Raw genomic sequence first — 24819 nt, 5'->3', positions numbered from 1 at the left:
TCAACGGGAGCCGCTGCGCGGGCGCGCTCAGCGGGCCGGCCGGTCGTCCGCCGAATAGGCGCCGTCGGGCACCGCCGCGGGCACCTCGACCGCCACCGCGGGGATCTCGATCCCCAGTTCGCTGCGGAACAGGAAGACGAGGAGGAGCAGGATCGCGGCGAAGAGGATGATCAGCGCCACCATCGATCGCTCCGATCCCTCGACATGGAGGTCGTTGTCGTCGGCATCGTTCATGCCGCCTCCCTAGCCGAAAAAGAGCCAGATGCCGACCGCCACCATCACCGCCCCCGCCGAGATGCCGGTGGCGACCAATTCCATGCCCTTGGTCGAGGGTTCCTGCACCCAGTTGGCGCTCATCCGGTTGATCGCCGAACACATCCGCCGCTTGGCGCCCTGCACGACGAGGATCGCGAGCAGCATGAAGAAGGTCGCCATCGCCTTGGGTACCCACGCCGGCTCGAACGCGCCGAACAGGGCGCGCAGCCCGAGCCCGAGGCCGATCAGCCCCATGCCCGATCCCATCCAGCTCGCCATCGTCCGCTCGACCGCCATGATCGTGCGATCCTCGGCGAGGTCGGTCCGATCCTCGGCCAGCTCGTGGTTCGAGCGATCCTTGCTGTCGGCGCCTCCCACCATCGGGCCGGCCTCCTTTCCGATCCCCCAACGGTTCGGCGGGGGCGATCGTTTCGTCTGCGCGATGACGACGGGCGCCGGGAACGGCGACCTCGCGCGCCTCGTTGGAGGGGGCATGCGCCATTGTCCCTGGTCGATCGCCGCCTTCACGATCTTCGTCACGCTCGGGTTTCTCGCGCGCTGGGCGATCGGCACGGTCTATTCGACCGGCGAGGCGCTCCAGCTGGTCGAGACGCTCGCCTCCTCGGGGCTCTACCTCGGCTCGGCGGCGGCGACCGCCTCGGCCACGATCCTCGCGCTGATGCTGACGCTGAGCGGGATGATCAAGCGGCTCGACGAGGATTTCGACCTTGCCGTCTGGCGCACGATCGACCGGGTGTCGCAATTCGCCACCATCTCGCTGATCGCCAGCCTGACGCTCCTGCTCGCGCTGGTCTTCCCGATCGGCGAATTCGAAAAGCTCCCGGCCGACTGGTTCTCGCGGCTCTACGACCTCCTGTTCGCGCTCACCGTGCTGGTGATCGCGCTGCTCGCGACGACGGTGGTGATGCTCTACCGCACGCTGCGCACGGTGATCGCCTCGATCACCCCGCATGACGAGGTCTGATGGCGCCTGGTGTCGGGAAGGCTCGCTGGTGCTGCCGGAGAGATTTGAACTCTCGACCTCTCCCTTACCAAGGGAGTGCTCTACCCCTGAGCTACGGCAGCATCTCTAGCGGGAACGGGCGGCCCTATCGCCAAAGCACCGGGACCTGTCAAGCATCTTGGCAAGCCGCCGTCGCTGTTTTAGCGATTGCCCCCATGAGCGAGCAACCGGACGACAAGGCGAAACGGCTGGCCGAGGCGCTGCGCGCCAACCTGCGCCGCCGCAAGGGGCAGGCGAAGGCGCAGGCGGGCGACTCGAAAAAACCTGCCGAATCAGGCGACTAGAGCGGCGCGCACTGCGCCTCGAGCCAGGCGCGTTCGTCGCCCTCGAGCTGCGGGCCGATCTTCGCGGCGACCTCGGCGTGATATTCGTCGACCCACGCGATCTCCTCGGGGGTCAGCATGCCCTTGTCGATCAGCCGGCGATCGAGCGGCGCGAAGGTCAGCGTCTCGAAGCCGAGCACGCGGCGCCCCTCGACCTCGTGCGCGACGACGAGTACGAGGTTCTCGATCCGCATCCCATAGGCGCCTTCCTTGTAGAAGCCCGGCTCGTTGGACAGGATCATGCCCTCGCGCAGCGGTTCGTCGGCGCCGGCATAGGCCCCGCCCGGCGGCGAGATCCGCTGCGGCCCCTCGTGCACCGCGAGGAAGGCGCCGACCCCGTGCCCGGTGCCATGCGCATAATCCTCGCCGATCTCCCACAGATACTGGCGCGCGAAGCTGTCGAGCCGCCCGCCCGAGATGCCCTCGGGAAAGCGCGCGCGGGCGATCGCGATATGGCCCTTGAGGACGCGGGTATAGCGATCGATCATCTCGGCGGTGGGGGTGCCGATGATGACGGTGCGGGTGATGTCGGTGGTGCCGTCGAGATATTGCCCGCCCGAATCGACGAGGTAGATCGAGTTCATCTCGAGCTTGGCGCTGGAGGCCTCGTCGACGCGATAATGGGGCAGCGCGCCATTGGCGCCGGCGCCCGAGATGGTGTCGAACGACAGGTCGCGCAGTTCGCCCGTCGCCTCGCGCAGTTCGTACAGCTTGGCGGCGACCGACAGCTCGTCCTGCCCGCCCTTGGGCGCTTCCTCGTCGAGCCACTTGAGGAACTTGGCGATCACCGCCCCGTCGCGTTCCTGCGCGGCGCGATGACCCGCGATCTCGGCCTCGTTCTTGATCGCCTTGGGCAGCACCGCCGGGTCGCGCCGCGCGAGCACCCGCGCGCCGCCGCGCTCGAGCGCCATCTCGATCGCGGCGACCGAACGCTCGGGGTCGACCGCGACCGTCTTGCCCGCGTACCCCTTCTCGAGATGCGCCTCGAAATCGGCGCGCGGGTGGATCCGCACCGCCTCGCCGAGATGGTTGCGCAGCGCATCATCGGCCTTCTCGGTGTCGATGAACAGGTCGGCGCTGGCATCGTCGTGGACGATCAGGAAGGCGAGCGCGACGGGGGTGTGGACGATGTCGCACCCGCGCACGTTGAGCGTCCACGCGATCGAATCGAGCGCCGCGATCACGGTCGCCGTCGCGCCCTCGGCCTCGAGCCAGCGCGCGATGTCCTCGCGCTTGCTCGCGCTCGACCGCCCCGCAAGGTTCTGCGAATAGGGTTCGAGCCGCGCGCTCGAGCGCGCCGGGCGGTCGATCCACACCTGGTCGATCGGGTTGCGCTCGACCGCGACCAGCTGCGCGCCCTTGTCGGCCAGCGCCTTGGTCGCCGCCTTGACCCACGCGCGCGTGTGCAGCCACGGATCATAGCCGATCCGCCCGCCCTCGGGGGCATGGGTGGCGAGCCACTGCGCGATGCTCGTCTGCGGCACGTCCTCGTAGCTGAACAGCTCGCCGTCGACCTGGTTGCGGACCTGGATGGTATAGCGCCCGTCGGTGAAGATCGCCGCCTCCTCGGGCAACACCGCGGCCGCCCCTGCCGACCCATCGAAGCCGGTCAGCCACGCCAGCCGCTGCGCGTAGCTGCCGACATATTCGCTCATATGTTCGTCGGTCAGCGGCACGACGAAGCCGTCGAGGGCATCGTCCTTCAGCTGCGTGCGCAGCGCGGCGAGGCGATCGGCATGGGTCGACATCTTATCTCCTGTGGCCCGTCCATCGGGCGAAATCGGGTTGCAAGGCTTCGCATAGCACCTAGTGTCGCTGGCCAGAAAGTGAAGGAGCAAAGCCGATGAAACGTCGCCTCCTCGCGGTCGGCCTCGGACTGGCCGCGCTCAACACCCCCGCCCTCGCCCAGAAGGACAGCATGACCGACTTGCCCGAACCGCCCGTCGCCGAGCAGCGCGACTACAGCTACACCCGCCACGGCATCACCGTCGAGGACCCCTATGCCTGGCTGCGCGACGACAGCTACCCGGTGATCGACGATGCCGACGTGCTCGACTATCTCAAGGCCGAAAATGCCTATTTCGAGGCATGGAAGGCCCCGCGCGAGGCCGAGATCGAGGCGCTGTTCGAGGAGATGAAGGCGCGCATCAAGGAGGACGACAAGGGCGTCCCCGTGAAGATGGGCGATTATGTCTACTGGTCCGAGTTCGCCCCCGGCACGCAATATCGGCTGTGGTATCGCAAGAAGGCCGACGGCACCCGCAGCGACGTCACCCCCGAGGGCGGCACGCTGATCTACGACGAGAACGAGCAGGCCGAGGGCCACGACTATTTCCGCCTCGGCGGCTACGAGGTCAGCCCCGACGGCACCAAGGCGATCGTCCTGACCGACCGCAACGGGTCCGAGCGCTACACCATCGAGGTGATCGACATCGCCAGCGGGGAGGTGCTCGAGACGGTCAGCGAGACCGCGCTCGGCACCCCCGAATGGGACAAGGCGGGCGCGGGCTTCTTCTATACCGTCGCCAACGAGAATTGGCGCACCTACGAGGCCTTCTACCACCCGCTCGGCGGCGATCCCGAGGCCGACCGGCTGGTCTATGAGGAGACCGAGAACCCCGCCTTCACGGTCAACCTCGCCAAGTCGACCGACGAGAATTTCATCTTCGTGATGACCGGCGAGAACAGCTCGGGCGAATGGTATTTCATCCCCGCCGACCGGCCCGAGGCCGCGCCGCAGCTGATCATGCGCCGCCGTCCCGACATCCAATATTCGGTCGACGCGAGCCACGGCAAGTTCTGGATCGTCACCAACGACAATCACGTCAACTTCCGCCTCGCCGAGGCCGATCCCGCCGCGCCGCAGCAGTGGCACACGGTCATCCCGGGGTCGGACGAATTCTACCTCGAGGACGTCGACGCGCATCGCGACCACCTGCTCGTCTCGGGCCGTCTCGACGGCCTCGACCAGCTCTACCTGCGCGACTACGACAGCGGCGAGATGACCCGCATACCCTTCGAGGAAGCGGCCTATACTGCGGGCTTCACCGGGATGGCCGAATATGCGCCCGCCGCCTATCGCATCGGCTACAGCTCGATGGTCACCCCCAGCACCGTCTACGACTACGATCCCGAAAGCGGGACCTTCGACACGCTCAAGGTGCAGGAAATCCCCTCGGGCTACGACCCGACGCGCTATGTCGTCGACCGGCTCATGATCGAGGCGCGCGACGGGGCCCGGGTGCCGGTCTCGATCATGCGCCGCGCCGATCACGAGCTCGACGGTTCGGGGCGGCTCTTCATCTACGGCTACGGTGCCTATGGCAACGCCATCCCGCCCTATTTCTCGGCCAGCCGGCTGAGCCTCGTCGATCGCGGCTATGCCTATGCGATCGCGCATATCCGCGGCGGTGACGACCTTGGCTACCAGTGGTTCCTCGATGGCAAGCTGACCAAGCGCACCAACACCTTCAACGATTTCGTCGACGTTACCCGCGGGCTGATCGCGGCGGGCTATGCCGAGGCGGGCAAGGTCGCCGCGCAGGGCGGCTCGGCGGGGGGCGAACTGATGGGGGCGATCGCCAACCAGGCGCCCGAGCTCTACGGCGCGATCGTCGCCGACGTCCCCTTCGTCGACGTCCTCAACACCATGCTCGACGACAGCCTCCCGCTGACCCCGGGCGAGTGGAACGAATGGGGCAACCCGATCACCGATCCCGCGGCGTTCGAATATATCCTGTCCTACAGCCCCTATGACCAGGTGAAGCCGCAGGATTATCCGCCGATGCTGATCACCGGGGGGCTCAACGACCCGCGCGTGACCTACTGGGAGCCCGCCAAGTGGGCGGCGCGGCTGCGCGCCACCAAGACCGACGACAATCTGCTGTTCCTCAAGATCAACATGGGCGCGGGGCACGGCGGCAAGTCGGGGCGCTGGAACTCGCTCTACGAGACCGCCGAGGCCTACGCCTTCGTCCTCGACCAGGTCGGCGCGCGGTGAGGCCGCGCCGCGCGATCGCGCGCCGGCTGGTGCCCGGGCTCGCGCTCCTCGCGGCCGGCGTGGCGGGCGCGGCCAGCGCGGCGGGCGCGGCGCCGAGCGCCTACGAGCGCCCGCGCGACGGCGTCCCGGTGATGGAGGCGCTGGTGTCGGCCGAGGCGCGCGACGCCTACCGGCTGCGGCTCGACCTGCACGTCAGCGCGCCGGTGTGGATCTTCCTGCGCTCGGGGCGCGATCGGGCCACCGGCGCGAGCTGGCGCGCGGGCAGCTGGCGCGTCCTCACCGAGGGGGTCCGCCTCGCGCGGATCGGGCACCATGAGGCGCTCGTGACGGTCGACGGCGGCGCGCTGCCGTCGCGGGTCGAGATCGCCTTCGCCCCGTTCGAGGGGCTGCTCGAGAGCGACTACCAGCCCGCGCTCCGGCTCGGCCCCGACAGTACCGCGCTGTTTTCCGATCATTTCACGCTGCGCCCGGCGCCCTCGGTCGGCGCGGTGCAGGCGCTCGGCGCCGACTGGACGATGCTGCCCGACTATGCCGGCGGGCACCCGCTGGTGCGCTTCGAGGGGCGTGATTTCCACCATGGCGGACGCCACGGCAGCTTCGCCGTGCCCGCCGCCGCTTATGTCCTCCACGGCCCCGCCGCGGGGCGCACCACCGACCAGCTGGTCATGCGCGTCGACCCCGCGGTGCCGGGCTGGCTCGCCGACCAGCTCGAGGAGGAAATCCCCGCGATCCTCGCTTATTATGCGGCGCGCCTCGGCCCGCACGAGGACGAGCGGCCCGAGCTGCTCGTCGGCTGGGCGGGGGCCACGCCGGGGCGGGTGCGGCTGGGCGGCAGCGTGGTCGCCAACCAGGTGGTGATGCAGCTCGAGGGCGCGCCGCTGCTCGCGCCCAGCCCGCTCGCGGCCGCGCGGGCGCGCCAGTTCATCGCCCACGAGGCGGCGCATTTCTGGCTCGGCAACCTCGTCGGCTACGGCCCCCCGGGGGCGGCCTGGACCAGCGAGGGGGGCGCCGACCTGATGGCGCTGCGCGCGACGCAGGCGGTCGACCCCGACGGCGCCGCCGCGCTGGGGGCGGCGACGCTGCGCGCCAGCTGGGACGAATGCGTGCAGCTCGGCGGCGGCGGACCGCTCGCGGCGGCCCCCGAACGCGGCGCCGACCAGGCCTTCTATGGCTGCGGCTTCCTGTTCGGGCTCGTCGCCGAGGCCGCCGCGCGGCGCGCGGGCGGCGACTTTTTCGACTTCTGGTCGGCGCTGATCGCGCGCAGCGGCGACGACGGCACGGTGAGCGCGCCCGAATGGCTCGACCATCATGCCGCGATCGGGGGACCGCCCGAGGCGACCGCGCTGATGCGCGCCATGGCCTTCTCAGTCCCGGTGACCGCGGCGCGGCTCGAGGCGCTGTTCGCCGCCGCCGGGCTCGCGCCCCCGCGCCCGCCCGCGGCCCCCGCATCGTGAGCGCGCCCGTCTACACCCATCGGGTCACCGCGCGCGCCGAGGACATCGACATGCTCGGGCACGTCAACAATGCGGTCTGGGTGCGCTGGATCCAGGAGGTCGCGATCGCGCACTGGGAGGCGGTCGCCCCGCCCGCGCTCGTCGACGAGGTCTTCTGGGTCGTGAGCCGCCACGAGATCGACTATCTGCGCCCGCTGCACGAGGGCGAGCAGGTCATCGCGCGCAGCTGGATCGACCCCGCCGCGAAGGGGGCGCGCTCGATCCGCCACGTCGAGTTCGCGCGCGACGGCCGACTCCACGTGCGCGCCGCCACCGCCTGGGCGATGATCGACCGGGCGAGCGGGCGACCGGCGCGCGTGCGGCCCCGCCACCTCGCCCCCTTTCTCGCCGCCGACGATTGACGCGGCGGTCGGGAAGCCCCAGTCTTCCGCCAATGACGCGCCCCATCCTCCACGACTATTATCGCAGTTCGGCCAGCTACCGGGTGCGCATCGGGCTCAACCTCAAGGGCATCCACTATCATGCCGAGAAGGTCGACCTCGTCGCGGGCGCGCAGAAGCAAGCGGCGTTCCGGGCGCGCAACCCGCAGGGGCTGGTGCCGATGCTCGAGATCGACGGCCACCGCCTCACCCAGAGCCTCGCCATCCTCGATTATCTCGACGCGACCCGGCCCGAACCGCCCTTCATGCCAGAGGACGATGCCGACCGCGCGCATGTGCTCGCGCTTTCGACTCTGGTCGCCTGCGACATCCATCCGCTCAACAACCTGCGCGTGCTCAAATATCTCAAGGCCGAGCTGGGCTGCGAGGAAGCCGCCAAGGACGAGTGGTATCGCCACTGGGTGCGCGAGGGGTTCGACGCGCTCGAGGCGCTCGCGGCCCCGCGCGCGGGCGCTTTCCTGTTCGGCGACCAGCCTACGCTCGCCGACATCTGCCTCGTCCCCCAGCTCTACAACGCGCGTCGCTTCTCGGTGCCGGTCGACGACTATCCGCACCTGCGGCGCGCCGATGAAAGCGCGAGCGCGCACCCCGCCTTCGCCGCCGCCCACCCCGACAAGCAGGAAGCCCACCCATGAACCGCGCCGACACGCTCGCCGCCGCCATGCAGGGCGCCAGCCCGATCGACAGCGCCGACATCCCCAGCCTCGAGGGCAAGGTCTCGCCCGAGGAATGGAAGGTCCGCGTCGAGCTCGCCGCCGCCTACCGGCTGGTCCACCATTTCGGCTGGGACGACCTCATCTTCACCCACCTCTCGGCGCGCGTCCCGGGGCCCGAGCATCACTTCCTCTTGAACCCCTACAATCTCATGTTCGACGAGGTCACCGCCTCCTCGCTGGTCAAGGTCGACGTGCATGGCAATGCCGTCGACGAGACCCCCTTCATGACCAACCCGGCGGGGTTCACCATCCACTCGGCGCTGCACATGAACCGCGAGGACGCGCAGGCGGTGATGCACCTCCACACCCCGCACGGGCAGGCGGTCAGCGCGCACAAGGACGGGCTGCTGCCGCTGACCCAGACCGCCATGCTGGTGCGCGACGACCTCGCCTTCCACGATTACGAGGGCGTCGCGGTCGACCATGACGAGCGCGAGCGGCTGGTCGCGCATCTCGGGACCAAGTCGATGATGCTCCTGCGCAACCACGGCACGCTGGCCACCGGCGCGAGCGTGGCCGAATGCTTCATCCGGCTCTACTATCTCGAACGGGCCTGCCAGGCGCAGGTGCTGGCGCTGTCGGCGGGACCCGACGCGCTCAACCATCCGCCGCAGGGCGCGCCCGAGATCACCGCGCAGCAGGGCAGCGCCGGGCTGCCGATCGTTGCCAAGATGCTGGCCTGGCCCGCGCTGATGCGGCTCGCCTACCGGCTCGATCCCGACTTCGCGACCTAGAGCCCCGCGTCCATCCGGATCCACAGCGCGCGCGCTATCGCGACGACGCGGCGCTCGGCGTCATGGATCACGCTGCCCGAATCCAGCTTGCGCCCGTCCGCCTCGAGCGGCCAGCCGGTCACCGTCAGGCGCTCGCCCGGCGCCGGGCGCCGCTCGACCCGCGCCGCCAGCCCGGCCAGCAGCGCGGGCGTGTCGACCAGCCCGGTGGCGAAATAGGAAGGGCAGTCGAGCGCCGCCCAGACGTAGCGCGTCGCCACCAGCCCGTCGGCATCGGCGAGGTCGGCGCGCGGCGTCCAGCGGTCGGCCGCCAGCCCGCTCTGCTCGTCATGCCCGGTGATGAGGTGCAGCGCCTCCGCGGGATCGCGCAGCGGGCCACAGACGAAGCAGCGTGGCGCCATATGCTGAGCAGGCGTGGGAAAGCGCGCCCGCGCCGCCGCGATCGCCGCATCGTCGGGCGGCGCGGGGATGGGGTCGAGGTCGAGCGGCTTGCCGAGCGGCTCGCCCTCGACCAGCAGCGTGTCGCCGTCGACCAGCCGCGCCCCCTTGTCGTCGCGCATCAGCGCGATCTCCCGGTCGAGCGGGGTCGGGGCGTGGAGCCGGATCTTCGCCGCCCTGCCCCCGACCGCCTCGGCCACCAGCCCCGAGACATAGCCGCCATTGCCCATCCCGTCGGGACCACGGAACCTGTTGTCGACAATTACCGGATCGAGCCTGTGCATGCGCGCGTTGTAGGCAGGAAGACGCGGCGCGTCACCCTCATCACAGGAGCAAGTCCCCATGAACATCCTCATCGTCCTCACCAGCCACGACGAACTCGGCGACACCGGCGAGAAGACCGGCTTCTGGCTCGAGGAACTGGCCGCGCCCTATTACGTCCTCAAGGACGCGGGCCACCGCCTCACCCTCGCCAGCCCCAAGGGCGGCCAGCCCCCGCTCGACCCCAAGTCGGACGAGCCCGACAACCAGACCGAGGACACCGAGCGGTTCAAGAACGATCCCGAGGCGCAGCAGGCGCTCGCGACCACCAAGCTGCTGTCCGAGATGGATCCCGCCGATTTCGATGCGGTCTTCTACCCCGGCGGGCACGGCCCGCTGTGGGACCTCGCCGAGAGCGCCGATTCCAAGCGCATCATCGAGGGTACGCTGCGCGCGGGCAAGCCGGTCGCGCTGGTGTGCCATGCCCCCGCGGTGCTCAAAATCGTCGAGACCGAGGATGGCGCGCCGATCGTCAAGGGTCGCAAGGTCACCGGCTTCACCAACGAGGAGGAGGAAGCCGTCGGCCTCACCGACGTCGTCCCCTTCCTGCTCGAGGACACGCTCAAGGAGCAGGGCGCCCAGTGGAGCGAGGGCGGCGTCTTTGCCGAGCATGTCGTCGCCGACGGGCTCCTCATTACCGGCCAGAACCCGCCGTCCTCGGCGCCCACCGCGCAGGCGCTGATGAAGGCGCTCGCGGCCAAGGAAGAATATGCCTGATTAACGATTAAATCGCTGAAATCCGCGACGGAGGGAGCGTCTTTTGACGCTTCTGACGTTTCCGTAATCAATCCCATATGTTAACTGCTTCGGCGCGCTACCGCGGGCGGGCAAGGCGTGACGACCCCACGGGTCGGGAATGTCGAGGAGCGCCCCATGATGATCAGGACCTACGCCCCTTACCTCCCTGCCGCCACCGGCACGATGCTCTTCCCCGCCCTGTCATCCGACTCGGCCGCGCCGCAGTAGGCGACCCCCGACAATGACTTGGTCGAGATCGACCGCGACGATTTCCAGCAGGATCGCATCAAGGAGTGCCCGCTCAGCGCGCGCCGCACCCAGGGATTGTGGGGCAATGAGACCTGCCGCTGCGCCGGGATCGGCGATGGCGATGTCTATGGCACCGAAGTCTACATGGAGCGCTCGGGCATCTGCAACGCCGCCGTCCATGCCGGCGTGATCGGCCAGCGCGGCGGTGTCGTCACCTATGCCATGCGCTTTGGGCGCGACAATTATGAAGGCTCGACGCAGAACGGCGTCACCAGCCAGGACTATGGCGGCTGGTCGAAGAGCTTCACCTTCCCCTTCTGGGCCAATCGTGCCGATGCCGACATCCAGCGCTGCCCGACCGATGCCGATGCGATGACCGATCGCCGCGAAGACCTCACCTCCCGCTGCTCGGGCAATGCGACACCGTCGGGCAATGTCTATCGCACCGGCGTCTATTACCGAGAGCGAGATCTCCCGAGCCGCGCTCCATGCCGGCCATATCGGCCCCGGCGGCGGGGTCGTGGGGATCAGAATCCGCGGCGGTCGCGACGACTATGAGGCAGCTATCGCAACGGCGTACTGAGCGAGGAATATGGTGCTTGGCCGCGCAGCTACGTCGTCCCCATCGGCCAGAAATCCACGCTTCTCGAAGGAGACGATGTCATGACGTGCCTGCCTTTCGCTACGCTTGCCCGCCTCGTGCTCGCCTGCGTCGTGGCGCTCCCGCTCGCCGCCTGCGCCACCGACGATTATGCGCAGACTGAGACCTATGCGATCAGCGGCGACATCACCTATCGCGAGCGCGTGGCGCTGCCTCGGGCGCATATTATCGCGTGACCCTGCAGGACATCTCGCGCCGATGCCCCCGCCCCGCTGATCGCCTCCGAGGTCGAACGGGTCGGCGAAGGCGAGTCCGTCCCCTTCGACTTCGCGCTCGAGGCCGATAGCGGCGTGTTCGCGTCCAACCACCGCTATGGCGTTCGCTCGACGATCTACAATGTCAAAAACGAGCAGTTGTGGACCAGCAACACCACCACCCCCTACGACCCCGCGATGGGATCGGCCAATATCCGCACGATCGTGCTCGTCCGCACCGGCGGCGACTAGGGCGCGACCGGCCTGTCGGGAAGATGGGAGGTCTATGCCATCAACGGCAATGCGGTGACCGCGGAGAATAAGCCGACCATCACGTGGGACGACGGGCAGGTGTCGGGCTCGACGCCCTCCAACCAGTTCACCGGCTCCTTCCAGCAATATGGCGACCGCGTGCAGCTCGGCAATCTGGCGATGACACGCCGCGCCTGCGCCCCGCCCTAAGACGCGATCGAACAGCAATTCACTGCGGCGATGAACATTCTCATCGGTTTCCGCTTCCGTTCGGACGGCTCGGTGACCTTCATCGGGTCGAACGGCGAGACACTGATGGCGCGCCCCGCAGGCTGAGGCGCGCCCGGCTCTCACCCCGGCCGGGTCACCGGGGGTGAGACCACCATGACCGCTGACCCGAAAGGCCACAACCGCCCCCCCCCCCCCGCCGGCCCGCACCACCGGACACCCGGCGCGCGGGAGACGCGCTCGACGATTGCGCTAGTCACGAGGAAAATTTTCGACGGGTATCAAGGTAAACACTTTGCTGAGGACTTTTTATCTACGCCCTGTTACGTGAAAGGCGTAGGGGGCGTAGATGCAATTCCGAATGCCACCACTGGTGGGCCGGAAAAATCTTGGAATGTTGGACGGCTCGGCGTCATCGGGACGCGAGATCGGCTCTTCGCGAGCGGATGAAAGCGTGTTTTCGAGCAACCGTTGGCCCCTCCTGGCCCTATTGGCAGCGCTCACCGCAGCCACGATCTGGATCCAGCTGAGCACCTATCCGAACCATGACGTCGCCTGGGTGCTCTGGGGCACCCGGGAAATGCTACAGGGCGCGGAATTCGGTATCGACATCATCGAGCCGAACCCTCCCTTGGCCTGGTATCTGTCGATGCCGACAACCGCCCTCGCCATGCAGCTTAGCTGGCCGCTCGATTGGACGTTCCGGATTGCCGTTGCACTGGCCAGTGCGATCTCGGCTCTGTGTTTCGGTCGGCTGGCAGGCAGTGGTTCCGCGAGCCGGCAGCTCGTCCTGACGGTGGTCGCGGCCACCGCGCTCCTCGTCCTTCCCGGCCGCGAGTTCGCTCAGCGCGAACATCTCGCCGTGCTGGCGACCCCGCCCTACCTGGGCTTGGTCGCACGGCGGCTCGATCACCAGGCGCTCCCTTCCTTAGGCCTCGTCCTCGTCATCGGCGTCGCCGCGGGGCTTGGCTTCGCGCTCAAACCCTATTTCCTCGCGGTTCCGCTATTCGTCGAACTCGTTATCCAATGGAAACGGCGTGGGCGCATCTCGCTGTTCCGGGCCGAGAACCTCGCGATCGGCGCTGTGATGGTCGGCTATGCCGCCATGGTACTGCTCTTCAACCAGGAGTATCTGCAACGCGCCGTCCCGCTGGCAAACGAGATCTACTGGTCGTTCAATCGGCCGTGGCAGGTCATCCGGTTCCCCCTCCTGCCGTGGCTGCTCATGATCGTGCCGGTCGGCGTCTATGCGATCTATCGTCAGGACAATCTCGGCATCCTGCTGTTCGCTGCCTGCCTCGCTTTCATCCTCGCCTATGTCGTCCAGCAGAAGGGCTACACCTACCATCGCCTGCCCGTCACCGTGATCGCGCTCGTCATGCTGGCGAACCTTTCCACTGCGGGTCGAAAGACGCTCCGGCTGGCAGCCTCGATCGCAATCCTGAGCCTTTTCCTGGTAGCGCTGCGGCCCGTCATGGCCTGGTGGGAGGTCAACAAGCCTGGCGGCACGCGAACGGTCGAAATCGACCGCATCCTCGGGTCGATCGATACCCATGCCGACAATGGCAGGTTCCTTATGGTCGCCGTCCACCCCTACCCCTCCTTCCCGGCGTCCATCTATGCCGATGGCGAATATGTTTCCCGCACCAACAGCCACTGGTTCCTGCCGGCGACGATGCAGATCCGGCAGGGACTGGCCCGCAGCCCCCATGCTGCGTCCATCGAGAGCAATGCCCGGGAATTCATCTTGCATGACCTGTCGCGGCAGCCCGACCTCGTGCTGATCGACAGCTATGCCGCCCGCCACACCGATCTCTTGCGGAACGAGGATTTCGTGCAATTCTACGAAGAGGATGCCGCGTTCCGCGAGCTCTGGGAGGACTATCGGGAGATCGAGCCGATCGGCAAGTACCGCCAGTTCGTTCGCTGCTCGCCCCGATCCGACCGTGAAGGACAGATGCCGCAATGAGCCAGCAATCGCATCGCATCGCGGTCGTCATTCCCTGCTACGACGTCAGTCGGACGATCGAAGGGGTCGTAGCCACGATCCCGCCGGACGTCTGGCGCATCTATTGCGTTGACGACTGCAGCAACGACGACAGCCGGTCGGTCATCTCGCAGCTGGCACGACGCGACCCGCGGGTCGTCGCCGTCGCGCGCGAGACCAATGGCGGCGTCGGCGCCGCGGTGGTCAAAGGCCTTCGCAGGGCGCTCGACGACGGCGCCGACGTGGTCGTCAAGGTCGACGGGGACGGTCAGATGAATGGCGCCTTCGTGCCCGACTTCGCCAAGCCAATCCTCGAGGGCGAGGCCGACTATGTGAAGGGCAACCGCTTCTTCGACATCGAGCACGTGCTGGAAATGCCGCGGCTGCGACTGCTCGGCAATGCGGGCCTGTCCTTCTTCTCCAAGCTGTCGACCGGCTACTGGCACCTGTTCGATCCGACCAACGGCTATGTCGCCATCCATGCCGAGGTCGCGAGGCTCATCCCCTTGCACAAGCTCCACCCGCGCTACTTCTTCGAATCCGATTTCCTGTTCCGCCTCGCCATCCTGCGGGCCAAGGTCATCGAACTGCCGATGGAGACGACCTACGGCGAGGAGGTCAGCAATCTCAGCATCTGGCGCTGCCTCGTGACCTTCCCCTTCCTCCACTTCCGCAATTTCATGAAGCGCTTGTTCTACAATTACGTCCTGCGCAATTTCAGCATCGGCTCGATCGGCCTGCCGACCGGTGTCCTGCTCATGACGTTGGGCGCTGGCTACGGCCTCGCCAAGTGGATCGAGAGCTTCCGGACGGACGAAGCGGCGACTGCGGGCACCGTCATGCTCAGCGCGCTGCCGGTTCTCGTCGGCATCCAGCTGATCCTGGGCTTCCTTTCGCAGGACATCTCATCCGTTCCCGACCAGCCGGTGCACCGGCGGCTCCTTCACAAGAAGGTCATTGTCACTCCAAGACGTCTACAAGGAAAAAAATGAACAAACTTGCGCATATCAGAGAGCGTCAGAGGGTGCTTCGCGAAGCGATCGCTTACGACGAGGATTTCGAGCTTTGGGAGGAGAGCTGCGTCCCTTCCTATTGCCACCCCAATCCGCTCGCTGCCGGTGTCAGCTGGCTGCGCCTGTTCGCGGCGGCCAAGATAGCCAAGCGGGTTGGCCCGCCCATGAAGCGCGTGCTCGATTTCGGTTCTTCCATCGGCGAGCTCGGGCACCTTTTCCCCAAGGGCGTCCAATATGATTTCATCGAGAGCCACGATCCTGCCGCGCAATTCCTCAAGCAACAGCTTCCCGAGGCGAAGCAGACAACGCTCGATGACGCCCCCGACGGTGCCTATGACCACATCTTCGCGATCGACTCGCTCGAGCATAACACCGACTACGTTGAGCTTCTCGAGCGGCTGGTGCGCAAGCTGTCCCCGGGCGGTGTCCTGATCTTGTCGGGCCCGACCGAGAACCGGCTTTATCGCCTAGGACGGCGCGTCGCAGGGTTCGAGGGCCATTATCACGAGACCAACATTCATGCGATCGAGGCAGCGACGGCCAAGATGCTTAGCCGGCGCGCGGCCACGTCGATCCTGCCGGTCGCGACGCTGTTCCGCGTGACCGCCTGGCAGGCGCCGACCGCGTAAGTCAGCCATTGGTCTCGGAAGGCCCACCACCTTGTTCGATCCGCTCCTAAGGCTGCTGCCCGATCGACTGCGTACGGTCGCGATCCAGATGTCGCGCTATGCGGTCGTCGGGCTCAGCCTGACGCTCGCGCTCGCGGCCAGCTACTGGATGCTAGCCGATTTCGCCGGGCTTGATCCGATGGTGTCCTTCACCATCGTGTTCATCACCTTCTGGGGCATCAGCTACGTCACCCACGGCGCGGTCAGCTTCAAGGGACATGGGGAAAGGGATCGTCCCCATGTCCGAGCCTCGCGCTACCTCGCGGTGTCGCTGGTCGGCTACAGCATCAACCAGTTCTTCGTCTGGTTCCTGGTCAAGCAGCTCGACGGTCCGACATGGTGGCCGACGGTTCCGATGATCTTCGTCACGCCGCTGATCCTGTTCATGCTCATGCGACGGTTCGTCTATCAATGACCAGCGCGCTCATCGGTCACAGCGGGTTTGTCGGGTCCAACCTCAAGGACAAGAGGTCCTTTCCCGCGCTCTATAAAAGCAAGACCATCGGCTCCATCGCCGGAGAGTCGTACGATCTCGCCATTTGGAAAGTGAGGGCTGTCCCCACCGAGTTCAGCGTTGTGCGAGGTGATATCTTTTCATCGTAGCAGCGGATACGCTAAAATGCGCAGCGGTGGTCGTGATGCTGGCTTCATTCTCCTGGCGCCAAGCCACGACTTCGGCCGCATCCGCAGCCCTCGGCCTTCCCATGCCAGCCTTGCCCCTGTGCGTGTTCCCCGTGGCCTCCAGCGACGCCTTCGCCACCTCACGACCAACCTCGCACCGCTCACGAATGCGTTGGCGTTCCATATCCGGCATTTGGGCCAGCACGGCCACGATAAGCTCACCCACGCCCCGTCCGATTGAACCAAGGCCATGCACATCGACGGTAACGCCCTTGTCCATGAGGTCGCGCACGGTCGCCTGCACATCGAGCGCAACCCCAAGCTTAGGGTTGGGTTACTGATCCCATTGCAAAAAAAAGAAAATGGTCGGGGAGAGAGGATTCGAACCTCCGGCCCCTGCCTCCCGAAGACAGTGCTCTACCAGGCTGAGCTACTCCCCGACGTTTGCTCGATATCCCGAGACGGAGGGGCAAGGGCGAAGCGCTCCCTAGCCGCCTCTCCCGGGTGATGCAAGCGGCATCTTACTCGTGCCCGAGCAGCCTGAGCATCTCGCTCGTCGAGACCATCTTTTCGCGCGGCGCCCCCGCGCGCGCGGCGGCCTCTTCGGCGGCCTCGATCTTGCGCCAGTCGGAAAAGCCGGTGGCGTGGACATCGCGCGCGTCGAGCAGCGCGTCGAGCCCCTCGCCGCCCGCCTTGCCGCCCTCGCTGCCGGGCGCCATCGCCGCCTCGATCAGCCCCGCCACCTCATAGCCGTCGGGACGGTTGGTGCCGATCGTGCCCGTCGGCCCGCGCCGCGCCCAGCCGACCGCGTAGAGTCCCTCCTCGATCACCCCGCCCTCGTTGGCGAAGCGGCCGCCGCGGTGGTCGTAGGCAACCCCCTCGATCGGCGGCGAGGAATAGCCGATGCAGCTCACCACGAGGCTGGCGGGCAGTTCATATTCCTCGCCCGTCCCGCGCGCGCGGCCGGTGTCGTCGATCCGCGTGCGCTCGACGATGACCCGCTCGACCTTGCCCGCGCCCTCGATCCGCACCGGGCGGGCGAAGAAGTCGAAGCGGATCGCGCGTTCCTTATCGCAGGGCTGCCCGGCATAGTCGCGCAGCAGCCCGACCGACTTGGCGAGCCCGCGATCCTCGAGCGCATCGTCGGCCTCGGGCGGGGGGAATTCGGCGGCATCGACCTCGGGACAGGCGATCTCGAGGTGGCCCAATTCGCCCAGTTCCTTGGGCGTCATCGCGATCTGGTGCGGCCCGCGCCGCGCGAGGATGGTCACATCGCGCACCCGGCTTGCCGCCAGCGCGTCATAGGCATGCGCGACGATGTCCGACCCCTCGAGCTCGTCGAGCGTCTTCGACAGGATCCGCGCGACGTCGAGCGCGACATTGCCCGCGCCGATCACCACCGCATGCTCGCCGTCGAGCGGGGGCGCGTGCCCCGCATGGTCGGGATGGCCGTTGTACCAGCCCACGAATTCGGCCGACCCCAGCACCCCGGGCAGCTCCTCGCCCTCGATCCCGAGCCGGCGATCGTGCGGCGCGCCGGTCGCCATGATCACCGCGTCATAGAGCGATCGCAGCTCGGCGACCGAGACCGCATCGCCGATCGAGACGTTGCCGACGAAGCGCACATTGTCCGCCTCCGCCACCTTGTCGTAGCGCAGCGCGACCTTCTTGATCGACTGGTGGTCGGGCGCGACCCCGAAGCGGATCAGCCCGTAGGGCACCGGCAGCCGGTCGATGATGTCGATCCGCGCGGCATCGCCATAGGCCTTGGCGAGCGCTTCGGCGGTGTAGAAGCCCGCCGGTCCCGACCCCACGATCGCGAAATGCCGCATCGCCCGTCTCCCCTGCTTGTCGCCCGCGAGCATAGCAGCAAATGGGGGCTAGTCGAGCGAGCGGTCCTCGAGCAGCAGGTCCTCGCCATGCGTCTTCATCGCCCGTTCGATCGCGGCGCGGAACATGCCGAGCACCCCGGGCAGGTCGATGCGGCATTTGACGAGCGCTTCCTCGACCTCGATCAGCGCGCGCACCTCCTGCCCCATCGCCCCCACCGTGAGGGTCAGCCAGTCGCCGTCCCACGCCTCGTGGACCTCCGCCATCGCGCCCGGGATCGCGTCGGCGAGACGGTGGGTGTTGCCCGCGATCCGGGCGCGGGCCTCCGCCTTTCCGAGGCGGTGCGGCAATTCGACTTCCAACGGTGTCGTCATGCCCCTAAGGCTGGGCCGATGGCGGACCCTTTGCAAGCCCCAAGCGTCGATAGCGCATGGTCACCGGCATGAGCCTCCTGAGCGCGATGCTCGTCGCGATGGCGCCGATCGCGCCGATGCTGCCCGACACCGCGGCCAGCTATATCGAGCCCGGGCAGGATTATGCGGGCTACCAGGCCTGGCGCGCGGGCAACCCGCAGCTCGCGGCCGAGATCGACGCCTATTTCGCCTATCTCGACGCCGCCGGGGTGGGTTCGGTGGTCCAGCGCTGGCAGCTGCTGCGCACCGCGAGCGACTGGCGCAAGTGCGGCCAGCCCGCCTATGAAGTGCCCCCGCGCACGCTCTGGCCTGGCATCGTCAACACGCTGCGCTACGTCGCCGAAGCGGTCGTCCCCGCGATCGGCGAGGTCGAGGTGCTGTCCTCCTATCGCAACCCCTATCTCAACAGCTGCGCGGGCGGCTCGGCGCGCTCGGTGCACCGCTCGAACATCGCGCTCGACGTGGTGCCGCGCTACCCCTTCGAGCGCGGCGAGCTGATGAACCGGCTGTGCACCGTCCACGCGCGCTACGGGCGCCGCTACGACGCGGGCTTCGGTTTCTATGTCGGGCTGCGCTTCCATGTCGATGCGTGGAAATATCGCATCTGGGGCGTCAGCGAGGCAGAAGGCGGGCGCCAGTGCGGCATCGCGCTCGAGCGCCGCGAAGCCGCGCGGATCGACCAATATTGAGCGTGTTAGCCCAAAAACACACCGCGCCCCTTGTGTTGCGTCTTTGCAACACTACATTCGGCTCAAGAAGGACCATTTTCTACGCTTTTTTTGAGGGGCACACCCTATGGATCTCGAAAAACTGACCGAACGCGCGCGCGGCTTCCTGCAGGCCGCCCAGACCATCGCGGCGCGCGAGAACCACCAGCGCATCACGCCGGCGCATCTCGTCAAGGCGCTGCTCGATGACGAGCAGGGCATGGCCGCCGGGCTGATCGCCAAGGCCGGGGGCGACGCCCGCACCGCGCGCGCCAATATCGACACGCTGGTCGCCAAGGAGCCGAGCGTGACCGGCGGCGGCGCCAGCCAGGCGCCCGGCGTCGACGGCAACACCATGCGGCTGTTGGACAAGGCGCAGGAAGTCGCCGAGAAATCGGGCGACAGCTACGTCACGGTCGAGCGCATCCTGCTCGCCGCCACGCTGGGCACCGACGATGTCGCCAAGGCGCTGAAGGACGCGGGACTGACCGCGCAGGGGCTCAACCAGGCGATCGAGGCGCTGCGCGGCGGGCGCACCGCCGACACGCAGAACGCCGAGGATCGCTACGACGCGCTCAAGAAATATGCGATCGACCTCACCGAGAAGGCGCGCGACGGCAAGCTCGACCCGGTCATCGGCCGCGACGAGGAAATCCGCCGCACCGTGCAGGTGCTCGCGCGCCGCACCAAGAACAATCCCGTCCTGATCGGCGAACCCGGCGTCGGCAAGACCGCCATCGCCGAGGGGCTGGCGCTGCGCATCGCCAATGGCGACGTGCCCGACGGCCTCAAGGACCGCACGCTCGTCAGCCTCGACATGGGCGCGCTCATCGCCGGCGCCAAATATCGCGGCGAGTTCGAGGAGCGGCTGAAGGGGGTGATCGACGAGGTCAAGCAGTCCGACGGGCAGATCATCCTGTTCATCGACGAGATGCACCAGCTGGTGGGCGCGGGGAAGACCGACGGCGCGATGGACGCGGGCAACCTGTTGAAACCCGCCCTCTCGCGCGGCGAACTACACGTGATCGGCGCCACCACGCTCGATGAATATCGTCAATATGTCGAGAAGGACGCGGCCTTGGAGCGCCGCTTCCAGCCGGTGATGATCGAGGAACCCACGGTCCCCGACACCATCTCGATCCTGCGCGGATTGAAGGAGAAATACGAGCTCCACCACGGGGTGCGCATCACCGATGCCGCGCTGGTCGCGGCGGCGACGCTGTCGAACCGCTATATCACCGACCGCTTCCTGCCCGACAAGGCGATCGACCTCATGGACGAGGCCGCCTCGCGCATCCGCATGGAGGTCGAATCCAAGCCCGAGGAAATCGAGAAGCTCGACCGCCGCATCATCCAGTTGAAGATCGAGCGCGAGGCGCTCAAGAAGGAGAGCGACCAGGGGTCGAAGGACCGGCTCGAGAAGCTCGAGAAGGAACTCGCCGACCTCGAACAGGAGAGCGCCGAACTCACCCAGCGCTGGCAGGCCGAGAAGGACAAGATCGACGCCGAGGGCGACCTCAAGGCCGCGCTCGATGCCGCGCGCATCGAGCTCGAACAGGCGCAGCGCTCGGGCGACCTCGCCAAGGCGGGCGAGCTGCAATATGGGCGCATCCCCGACCTCGAGAAGAAGCTCGAGGCCGCCAGCGCCGCCACCGAGGGCGCGATGCTGCGCGAGGAAGTCACCGACGAGGATATCGCCTCGGTGGTCTCGCGCTGGACCGGTGTGCCGATCGAGAAGATGATGGAGGGCGAGCGCGAGAAGCTGCTGCAGATGGAGCAGCTCCTCGGCAAGCGCGTGATCGGGCAGGATGAGGCGGTGAAGGCGGTCTCGACCGCGGTGCGCCGCAGCCGCGCCGGGCTGCAGGACCCCAACCGCCCCTTGGGCTCCTTCCTCTTCCTCGGCCCGACCGGGGTGGGCAAGACCGAACTCACCAAGGCGCTCGCCGAATTCCTGTTCGACGATCCCACCGCCATGGTGCGGATCGACATGAGCGAGTTCATGGAAAAGCACAGCGTCGCCCGCCTCGTCGGCGCGCCCCCGGGCTATGTCGGCTACGAGGAAGGCGGGGTGCTCACCGAGGCGGTGCGCCGCCGCCCCTACCAGGTCGTGCTGTTCGACGAGGTGGAGAAGGCGCATTCGGACGTCTTCAACATCCTGTTGCAGGTGCTCGACGACGGGCGACTGACCGACGGGCAGGGCCGCACCGTCGACTTCACCAACACCATCATCATCCTCACCTCCAACCTCGGCTCGCAATATCTCGCGCAGCAGGACGAGGACAGCGACCCCAAGCTGGTCGAGGACCAGGTGATGGAGGTCGTGCGCGGCCATTTCCGCCCCGAATTCCTCAACCGCCTCGACGAGATCATCCTGTTCCACCGCCTGAGCCAGAGCCACATGGGCCCGATCGTCGATATCCAGCTGAAGCGGCTGCAGAAGCTGCTCGACGACAAGAAGATCGTGATCGAGCTCTCCGACGGTGCGCGCGACTGGCTCGGCCGGGTCGGTTACGATCCCGTCTACGGCGCGCGGCCCTTGAAGCGCGCGGTGCAGAAATACCTGCAGGACCCGCTCGCCGACGAGATCCTCGCCGGGCGGGTGCGCGACGGCATGACCGTGACCGTCGACGAGGGCAACGGCGAACTGCGCCTGTCCCCCGCGTGAGCGCGGCGGCCTGGAGCGATTATTGGGCGCAGGCCGCGCATGGCGCCTGCCTGCCCGAGACCCCGGCGGTGCGCGGGCGGCTCGCGCAGGCGTGGGGCCAATGGGCGGCAGCGCTCGCGCCCGGTGCCGCCGTGCTCGACCTCGCCTGCGGCAAGGGCGAGGTCGCGCACCGCCTGCTCGACGCGCGTCCCGACCTTCGCCTCACCGGGGTCGATGCCGCGCGCATCGCGGCATCGGCGCGCGAGGGACTGACGCTGCTCGACCGCACCCCGCTCGAGGCGCTGCCTTTCGACCAACCGCGTTTCGATGCCGCCGCCAGCCAGTTCGGGGTGGAATATGCCGACCCCACGGCGGTCGGCCCGCGGCTCGCGGCGGCGCTGCACCCCGGCGCCCCGCTGCTCTTCATCGCGCATCACGCGCGCAGCGCGGTGGTGCAGGACACCGCCGAGCGCGCGGCCGTGCTCGACGCGCTCGCGGACGCAGGGGTCGCCGCCGCCTTCGAGGCCGGCGACCGCCCCGCGCTGGTGAGCGCGGTCCTCGCGGTGCGCGCCGCGCACCCCCGTCATGCGCGGTTGGTCGACGAGATCGCGCGCGGGCTCGGGCAGGCGATCGTCGCGGGTACCGATCGCGCGGACATCTGGCAGGGCTTCCTCGCCAAGGCGCGCACCGAGCGCGCCATCGCCGCCGCGCTCCAGCGCGCCGCGGTGGACGACGCCGAGGCCTGGTTGGCGCGGTTCGGGCCGCAGGTCGCGGCGGGGCGCTGCCGCGTCATCGAGGTCGCGGGCGCGCCGGTCGCCTGGCAGTGTCACGCGGTGCGCGCCTGACCCGTTAGGAAAAGCAAACGCCGGCCCGAACCCGGACCGGCGTCAGCGCCATGCTGGGCATGGCGGGCGGAGCGCCCGGCTCAGCCGCCGGGCCCCTTGCTCTGCAGCGCCTGCCGCGAATTTTCCTGCATCGAGGTGCGGGTCTCGGTCTCGATCAGGTCCCATTCCTGCTGGGTCTTGCAGATCTGGCGCTTGCCGCCCAGCCGGCTGCCCACCTTGGGCGGGAATTTCTTGCAGACATAGGCATTGTCGCCGCGCGCTTCGGCGGTCGCCTCGGCGGCCAGCGCCGCGGCTTCCTCGCGCGCCTGGTCGGGCGGCCCGGCGATCGCCGCGCCGGCAACGCACAGGGCCAGCGCCCCGGTGGCAAGAAGATGTCTCATCGCTCTTAACTCCCTCTGCGCCGGCTGCAGACGGCCGGATCGAGGTGCCAGCCTAGACCCGCAAGCGGTCGATTGCAAAGGGGAGCGCGCGCGCGGGCTGGACAAGCCGTCCGCGCCCGGCCAGCAAGTCGGACCATGAACCAAGTCGAGGCTGCAATCGGGGCGGCGCTGGAGCGCTGGGACGAAGACGAGGCCGCGCGGCTGATCGAGGCCGCCGCGGCCGAGGGCAGCCTCGCGCCCGCGCGGCTGGTCGAGCTGGCGCGGCGGATCGATCGCAACGACCTCGCGGTCGCCCTGCTCGAGGCCGCCGAGACGCCCGACCGGCTCGCCATCCTGTCGCTGCGCAAGGAGATGGGCGAGCCCGTCGCCGACGCCATCGCCGACGCCATCGCCGCGCGGGGCGACACGCGCGCGCCCGCGTTGCTCGAGCTCGTCTCCGCGCTCGAGATGGAGGGCCGCGCCAGCGAGGCGGCGCGCGCGCTCGAGGCGCGGCTGGCGCGCGAACCGGGCTGGATCGCGGGCCACCAGGCGCTCGCCCAGCTGCGCTGGATGATGCGCGAGGGCGACGCCACCGCCAGCTTCGCGGCCGCCGTCGAGGCGCGTCCAGACGATGAACCCCTGCGCGCGGCCTATCTCGGCACGCTCAAGACGATGGAGGATGGCGCCGCGCTCGACGTCGCCTGGGGCGAGGCGATCGCCGCCTTCCCCAACTCACCGCTGATCGCGATGGTCGGCGCCGACCTGCTGTCCGAACGCGGCCGCGTTGCCGAGGCCGACGAGCAGTTCCGCCGCCTCGTCAACATGCAGGACCGCGCGTTCGACGCGGCGCGGCTGCGCCACCTGATGCGCACCGGGCGCATCGACGAGCTGTTGCGTGTCGGCGCGGCGGCGCTGCAGCGGCATGGCGACCTCGAATGCTGGGCCTGGTTCGGGGCCGCGCTGCGCGCCTCGGGCCACCCGCAGGCCGACTGGTTCTATCGCGGCGAATCGCTGGTCAGCGAGCAGCAGGTCGAGCTCGACGCGCCGGCGCGGCGCGCGCTGGCGACCCGGCTGCGCGCGCTGCATCACGCCGCCGGTCCCCCGCTCGGCCAGAGCCCGCGCGGGGGCAGCCAGACCTTCGGCAACCTGTTCAAGCGACGCGACCCCGAGATCGTCGCCGCGCGCGCGGCGATCCTGCGCGCGGTGCGCACCCACGTCGAGGCGCTGCCCGCGCCCGAGCCGCAGCACCCCTTCCTGTCGCGCCGCGCGGCGGGGGCGGTGCGGATGGTCGGCAGCTGGTCGATCCTGCTGCGCGGCGGGGGCCACCACGTCCCGCATATCCACAGCCACGGCTGGCTGTCCTCGGCGCTCTATGTCGACCTGCCCGAGCGGCTCGGCACCGCGGGGGGGCACGAGGGCTGGCTGCAGATCGGGCAGCCGCCGATCGACGGCGGGCGCGCGGTCGAGCCGCTGGCGCGGGTGCGCCCGGCGCCGCTCAAGCTGGCGCTGTTCCCCTCGATCTTCTGGCACGGCACGCTGCCGTTCGAGACGGGCGAGCGGCTGACCATGGCGTTCGACATGGTGCCCGCCGGCTGATCGCGCCGCGGGTCTTCGCATCCCACCATCGAAATTCGCCGCGCGCGGGCCCGGTGCGCCCAGCGCTCGCCGGTGCGCTGGCGGGCCGGGCGACGCGGCGGCAGCGCGCCGA

At 68.3% G+C, this 24819-nt stretch carries 27 protein-coding genes, 2 tRNA genes and 2 pseudogenes; 21 read left to right on the top strand and 10 right to left on the bottom strand.

Going from position 1 to position 24819, the window contains the following annotated elements:
* Nucleotides 1-27: 27 nt before the first annotated feature.
* Both L8951_RS06380 and L8951_RS06375 read right to left on the bottom strand, forming a co-directional pair.
* Nucleotides 28-234, bottom strand: coding sequence for a hypothetical protein (locus L8951_RS06380; protein WP_244382160.1), 207 nt, complete (start codon nt 232-234; stop codon nt 28-30).
* 9 nt (nt 235-243) lie between these two features.
* A complete protein-coding gene (locus tag L8951_RS06375) occupies nt 244-636 on the bottom strand; it encodes a DUF202 domain-containing protein (RefSeq protein WP_244382159.1) in 393 nt (130 codons plus the stop codon).
* A gap of 112 nt (nt 637-748) precedes the next feature.
* Here L8951_RS06375 and L8951_RS06370 point away from each other — a divergent pair, with 112 nt between their 5' ends.
* On the top strand, nt 749-1240 hold the full coding sequence (locus L8951_RS06370) for a hypothetical protein (protein WP_244382158.1): 492 nt from the start codon (nt 749-751) through the stop codon (nt 1238-1240).
* Between the two features lie 26 nt (nt 1241-1266).
* Here the strand turns inward: L8951_RS06370 and L8951_RS06365 are convergent.
* A tRNA-Thr gene (locus L8951_RS06365) sits at nt 1267-1341 on the bottom strand.
* Nucleotides 1342-1434: 93 nt separating this feature from the next.
* Here L8951_RS06365 and L8951_RS11520 point away from each other — a divergent pair.
* Nucleotides 1435-1563: a hypothetical protein gene (locus tag L8951_RS11520; RefSeq protein WP_265535950.1), complete on the top strand. Its 129-nt coding sequence runs from the start codon at nt 1435-1437 to the stop codon at nt 1561-1563.
* Here L8951_RS11520 and L8951_RS06360 read toward each other — a convergent pair.
* Nucleotides 1560-3350: an aminopeptidase P family protein gene (locus tag L8951_RS06360; RefSeq protein ID WP_244382157.1), complete on the bottom strand. Its 1791-nt coding sequence runs from the start codon at nt 3348-3350 to the stop codon at nt 1560-1562. The two genes, L8951_RS11520 and L8951_RS06360, sit on opposite strands and share 4 nt — an antisense overlap.
* A 170-nt stretch (nt 3351-3520) precedes the next feature.
* Here L8951_RS06360 and L8951_RS06355 point away from each other — a divergent pair, with 170 nt between their 5' ends.
* Genes L8951_RS06355 through L8951_RS06335 form a run of 5 tightly spaced genes read left to right on the top strand, consistent with a single transcriptional unit; the run spans nt 3521 to nt 8946 of the window.
* Nucleotides 3521-5602, top strand: a complete 2082-nt coding sequence (locus L8951_RS06355) for a S9 family peptidase (protein WP_244383206.1) — start codon at nt 3521-3523, stop codon at nt 5600-5602.
* On the top strand, nt 5599-7056 hold the full coding sequence (locus tag L8951_RS06350; RefSeq protein WP_244382156.1) for a hypothetical protein: 1458 nt from the start codon (nt 5599-5601) through the stop codon (nt 7054-7056). The genes L8951_RS06355 and L8951_RS06350 overlap by 4 nt, the downstream gene beginning before the upstream one ends.
* Complete coding sequence (locus L8951_RS06345) at nt 7053-7457, top strand: acyl-CoA thioesterase (RefSeq protein WP_407696397.1); 405 nt, start codon at nt 7053-7055, stop codon at nt 7455-7457. Before L8951_RS06350 ends, L8951_RS06345 begins: the two co-directional genes overlap by 4 nt.
* 32 nt (nt 7458-7489) lie before the next feature.
* On the top strand, nt 7490-8131 hold the full coding sequence (maiA, locus tag L8951_RS06340) for a maleylacetoacetate isomerase (protein ID WP_244382155.1): 642 nt from the start codon (nt 7490-7492) through the stop codon (nt 8129-8131).
* A gap of 26 nt (nt 8132-8157) precedes the next feature.
* Complete coding sequence (locus L8951_RS06335; RefSeq protein ID WP_244383204.1) at nt 8158-8946, top strand: class II aldolase/adducin family protein; 789 nt, start codon at nt 8158-8160, stop codon at nt 8944-8946.
* Here the strand turns inward: L8951_RS06335 and L8951_RS06330 are convergent.
* Nucleotides 8943-9665, bottom strand: coding sequence for a hotdog family protein (locus L8951_RS06330; RefSeq protein WP_244382154.1), 723 nt, complete (start codon nt 9663-9665; stop codon nt 8943-8945). The genes L8951_RS06335 and L8951_RS06330 overlap by 4 nt on opposite strands.
* A 58-nt stretch (nt 9666-9723) precedes the next feature.
* On the opposite strand from L8951_RS06330, the gene L8951_RS06325 reads away from it, so the two are divergent.
* The 10 genes and pseudogenes from L8951_RS06325 (at nt 9724) to L8951_RS06285 (ending at nt 16107) form a co-directional block, all read left to right on the top strand.
* Complete coding sequence (locus L8951_RS06325; RefSeq protein WP_244382153.1) at nt 9724-10419, top strand: type 1 glutamine amidotransferase domain-containing protein; 696 nt, start codon at nt 9724-9726, stop codon at nt 10417-10419.
* A 267-nt stretch (nt 10420-10686) separates the two neighbouring features.
* Nucleotides 10687-10983: pseudogene (locus L8951_RS11720) on the top strand (LCCL domain-containing protein); the annotation flags it as partial.
* A gap of 121 nt (nt 10984-11104) precedes the next feature.
* A complete protein-coding gene (locus L8951_RS11715; RefSeq protein WP_407696396.1) occupies nt 11105-11272 on the top strand; it encodes an LCCL domain-containing protein in 168 nt (55 codons plus the stop codon).
* An 80-nt stretch (nt 11273-11352) separates the two neighbouring features.
* Nucleotides 11353-11526, top strand: coding sequence for a hypothetical protein (locus L8951_RS06315; RefSeq protein ID WP_244382151.1), 174 nt, complete (start codon nt 11353-11355; stop codon nt 11524-11526).
* Nucleotides 11527-11547: 21 nt separating this feature from the next.
* Nucleotides 11548-11796, top strand: a pseudogene (locus L8951_RS06310) (YbaY family lipoprotein); the annotation flags it as partial.
* 12 nt (nt 11797-11808) lie between these two features.
* Nucleotides 11809-12006, top strand: a complete 198-nt coding sequence (locus tag L8951_RS06305; RefSeq protein WP_265535989.1) for an META domain-containing protein — start codon at nt 11809-11811, stop codon at nt 12004-12006.
* Between the two features lie 367 nt (nt 12007-12373).
* Complete coding sequence (locus tag L8951_RS06300) at nt 12374-13993, top strand: hypothetical protein (RefSeq protein ID WP_244382149.1); 1620 nt, start codon at nt 12374-12376, stop codon at nt 13991-13993.
* The gene (locus L8951_RS06295; protein WP_244382148.1) at nt 13990-15003 is read left to right on the top strand and encodes a glycosyltransferase family 2 protein; all 1014 of its coding nucleotides are present in this window, start codon (nt 13990-13992) and stop codon (nt 15001-15003) included. The genes L8951_RS06300 and L8951_RS06295 overlap by 4 nt, the downstream gene beginning before the upstream one ends.
* Nucleotides 15000-15653 (top strand): class I SAM-dependent methyltransferase, encoded by a 654-nt coding sequence (locus tag L8951_RS06290; protein WP_244382147.1) that lies wholly within the window; start codon nt 15000-15002, stop codon nt 15651-15653. The genes L8951_RS06295 and L8951_RS06290 overlap by 4 nt, the downstream gene beginning before the upstream one ends.
* 31 nt (nt 15654-15684) lie before the next feature.
* Nucleotides 15685-16107 carry a GtrA family protein gene (locus tag L8951_RS06285; RefSeq protein ID WP_244382146.1) on the top strand — a complete coding sequence of 141 codons (423 nt, stop codon included), beginning with the start codon at nt 15685-15687 and terminating at the stop codon, nt 16105-16107.
* A 153-nt stretch (nt 16108-16260) separates the two neighbouring features.
* Here L8951_RS06285 and L8951_RS06280 read toward each other — a convergent pair whose 3' ends face one another.
* The 4 genes from L8951_RS06280 to L8951_RS06265 all read right to left on the bottom strand — a co-directional run bounded on the left by L8951_RS06280 (nt 16261) and on the right by L8951_RS06265 (nt 18517).
* On the bottom strand, nt 16261-16605 hold the full coding sequence (locus tag L8951_RS06280; protein ID WP_244382145.1) for a serine integrase family protein: 345 nt from the start codon (nt 16603-16605) through the stop codon (nt 16261-16263).
* 71 nt (nt 16606-16676) lie between these two features.
* Nucleotides 16677-16753 (bottom strand) — tRNA-Pro (locus tag L8951_RS06275).
* Nucleotides 16754-16834: 81 nt separating this feature from the next.
* The gene (locus tag L8951_RS06270) at nt 16835-18145 is read right to left on the bottom strand and encodes an FAD-dependent oxidoreductase (protein ID WP_244382144.1); all 1311 of its coding nucleotides are present in this window, start codon (nt 18143-18145) and stop codon (nt 16835-16837) included.
* A gap of 48 nt (nt 18146-18193) precedes the next feature.
* Nucleotides 18194-18517: a polyhydroxyalkanoic acid system family protein gene (locus L8951_RS06265; protein WP_244382143.1), complete on the bottom strand. Its 324-nt coding sequence runs from the start codon at nt 18515-18517 to the stop codon at nt 18194-18196.
* Nucleotides 18518-18585: 68 nt separating this feature from the next.
* Between L8951_RS06265 and L8951_RS06260 the strand changes: the two genes are divergently transcribed.
* The 3 genes from L8951_RS06260 to L8951_RS06250 all read left to right on the top strand — a co-directional run bounded on the left by L8951_RS06260 (nt 18586) and on the right by L8951_RS06250 (nt 22752).
* Nucleotides 18586-19245 (top strand): hypothetical protein, encoded by a 660-nt coding sequence (locus L8951_RS06260; protein WP_244382142.1) that lies wholly within the window; start codon nt 18586-18588, stop codon nt 19243-19245.
* 106 nt (nt 19246-19351) lie between these two features.
* Nucleotides 19352-21928, top strand: a complete 2577-nt coding sequence (clpB, locus tag L8951_RS06255) for an ATP-dependent chaperone ClpB (protein WP_244382141.1) — start codon at nt 19352-19354, stop codon at nt 21926-21928.
* Nucleotides 21925-22752: a methyltransferase domain-containing protein gene (locus L8951_RS06250; RefSeq protein WP_244382140.1), complete on the top strand. Its 828-nt coding sequence runs from the start codon at nt 21925-21927 to the stop codon at nt 22750-22752. Before clpB ends, L8951_RS06250 begins: the two co-directional genes overlap by 4 nt.
* 80 nt (nt 22753-22832) lie before the next feature.
* Here L8951_RS06250 and L8951_RS06245 read toward each other — a convergent pair whose 3' ends face one another.
* The gene (locus L8951_RS06245) at nt 22833-23132 is read right to left on the bottom strand and encodes a hypothetical protein (protein WP_244382139.1); all 300 of its coding nucleotides are present in this window, start codon (nt 23130-23132) and stop codon (nt 22833-22835) included.
* 135 nt (nt 23133-23267) lie between these two features.
* Here L8951_RS06245 and L8951_RS06240 point away from each other — a divergent pair, with 135 nt between their 5' ends.
* Nucleotides 23268-24707: a putative 2OG-Fe(II) oxygenase gene (locus L8951_RS06240; RefSeq protein WP_244382138.1), complete on the top strand. Its 1440-nt coding sequence runs from the start codon at nt 23268-23270 to the stop codon at nt 24705-24707.
* Nucleotides 24708-24819: the final 112 nt, after the last annotated feature.

The organism is Sphingomicrobium astaxanthinifaciens, from assembly GCF_022865105.1.
In the GTDB taxonomy this organism is placed as follows: domain Bacteria; phylum Pseudomonadota; class Alphaproteobacteria; order Sphingomonadales; family Sphingomonadaceae; genus Sphingomicrobium; species Sphingomicrobium astaxanthinifaciens.
This window is presented reverse-complemented; position numbering and strand designations above follow the sequence as displayed.

Excerpts from the sequence above, each read along its gene's own strand:
- L8951_RS06380 (WP_244382160.1), bottom strand. The coding sequence starts at position 234 with ATGAACGATGCCGACGACAACGACCTCCATGTCGAGGGATCGGAGCGA.
- L8951_RS06375 (WP_244382159.1), bottom strand. The coding sequence starts at position 636 with ATGGTGGGAGGCGCCGACAGCAAGGATCGCTCGAACCACGAGCTGGCC.
- L8951_RS06370 (WP_244382158.1), top strand. The coding sequence starts at position 749 with ATGCGCCATTGTCCCTGGTCGATCGCCGCCTTCACGATCTTCGTCACG.
- L8951_RS11520 (WP_265535950.1), top strand. The coding sequence starts at position 1,435 with ATGAGCGAGCAACCGGACGACAAGGCGAAACGGCTGGCCGAGGCGCTG.
- L8951_RS06360 (WP_244382157.1), bottom strand. The coding sequence starts at position 3,350 with ATGTCGACCCATGCCGATCGCCTCGCCGCGCTGCGCACGCAGCTGAAG.
- L8951_RS06355 (WP_244383206.1), top strand. The coding sequence starts at position 3,521 with ATGACCGACTTGCCCGAACCGCCCGTCGCCGAGCAGCGCGACTACAGC.
- maiA (WP_244382155.1), top strand. The coding sequence starts at position 7,490 with ATGACGCGCCCCATCCTCCACGACTATTATCGCAGTTCGGCCAGCTAC.
- L8951_RS06335 (WP_244383204.1), top strand. The coding sequence starts at position 8,158 with ATGCAGGGCGCCAGCCCGATCGACAGCGCCGACATCCCCAGCCTCGAG.
- L8951_RS06330 (WP_244382154.1), bottom strand. The coding sequence starts at position 9,665 with ATGCACAGGCTCGATCCGGTAATTGTCGACAACAGGTTCCGTGGTCCC.
- L8951_RS06325 (WP_244382153.1), top strand. The coding sequence starts at position 9,724 with ATGAACATCCTCATCGTCCTCACCAGCCACGACGAACTCGGCGACACC.
- L8951_RS11715 (WP_407696396.1), top strand. The coding sequence starts at position 11,105 with ATGCGACACCGTCGGGCAATGTCTATCGCACCGGCGTCTATTACCGAG.
- L8951_RS06315 (WP_244382151.1), top strand. The coding sequence starts at position 11,353 with ATGACGTGCCTGCCTTTCGCTACGCTTGCCCGCCTCGTGCTCGCCTGC.
- L8951_RS06300 (WP_244382149.1), top strand. The coding sequence starts at position 12,374 with ATGCAATTCCGAATGCCACCACTGGTGGGCCGGAAAAATCTTGGAATG.
- L8951_RS06295 (WP_244382148.1), top strand. The coding sequence starts at position 13,990 with ATGAGCCAGCAATCGCATCGCATCGCGGTCGTCATTCCCTGCTACGAC.
- L8951_RS06290 (WP_244382147.1), top strand. The coding sequence starts at position 15,000 with ATGAACAAACTTGCGCATATCAGAGAGCGTCAGAGGGTGCTTCGCGAA.
- L8951_RS06270 (WP_244382144.1), bottom strand. The coding sequence starts at position 18,145 with ATGCGGCATTTCGCGATCGTGGGGTCGGGACCGGCGGGCTTCTACACC.
- L8951_RS06265 (WP_244382143.1), bottom strand. The coding sequence starts at position 18,517 with ATGACGACACCGTTGGAAGTCGAATTGCCGCACCGCCTCGGAAAGGCG.
- L8951_RS06260 (WP_244382142.1), top strand. The coding sequence starts at position 18,586 with ATGAGCCTCCTGAGCGCGATGCTCGTCGCGATGGCGCCGATCGCGCCG.
- clpB (WP_244382141.1), top strand. The coding sequence starts at position 19,352 with ATGGATCTCGAAAAACTGACCGAACGCGCGCGCGGCTTCCTGCAGGCC.
- L8951_RS06245 (WP_244382139.1), bottom strand. The coding sequence starts at position 23,132 with ATGAGACATCTTCTTGCCACCGGGGCGCTGGCCCTGTGCGTTGCCGGC.
- L8951_RS06240 (WP_244382138.1), top strand. The coding sequence starts at position 23,268 with ATGAACCAAGTCGAGGCTGCAATCGGGGCGGCGCTGGAGCGCTGGGAC.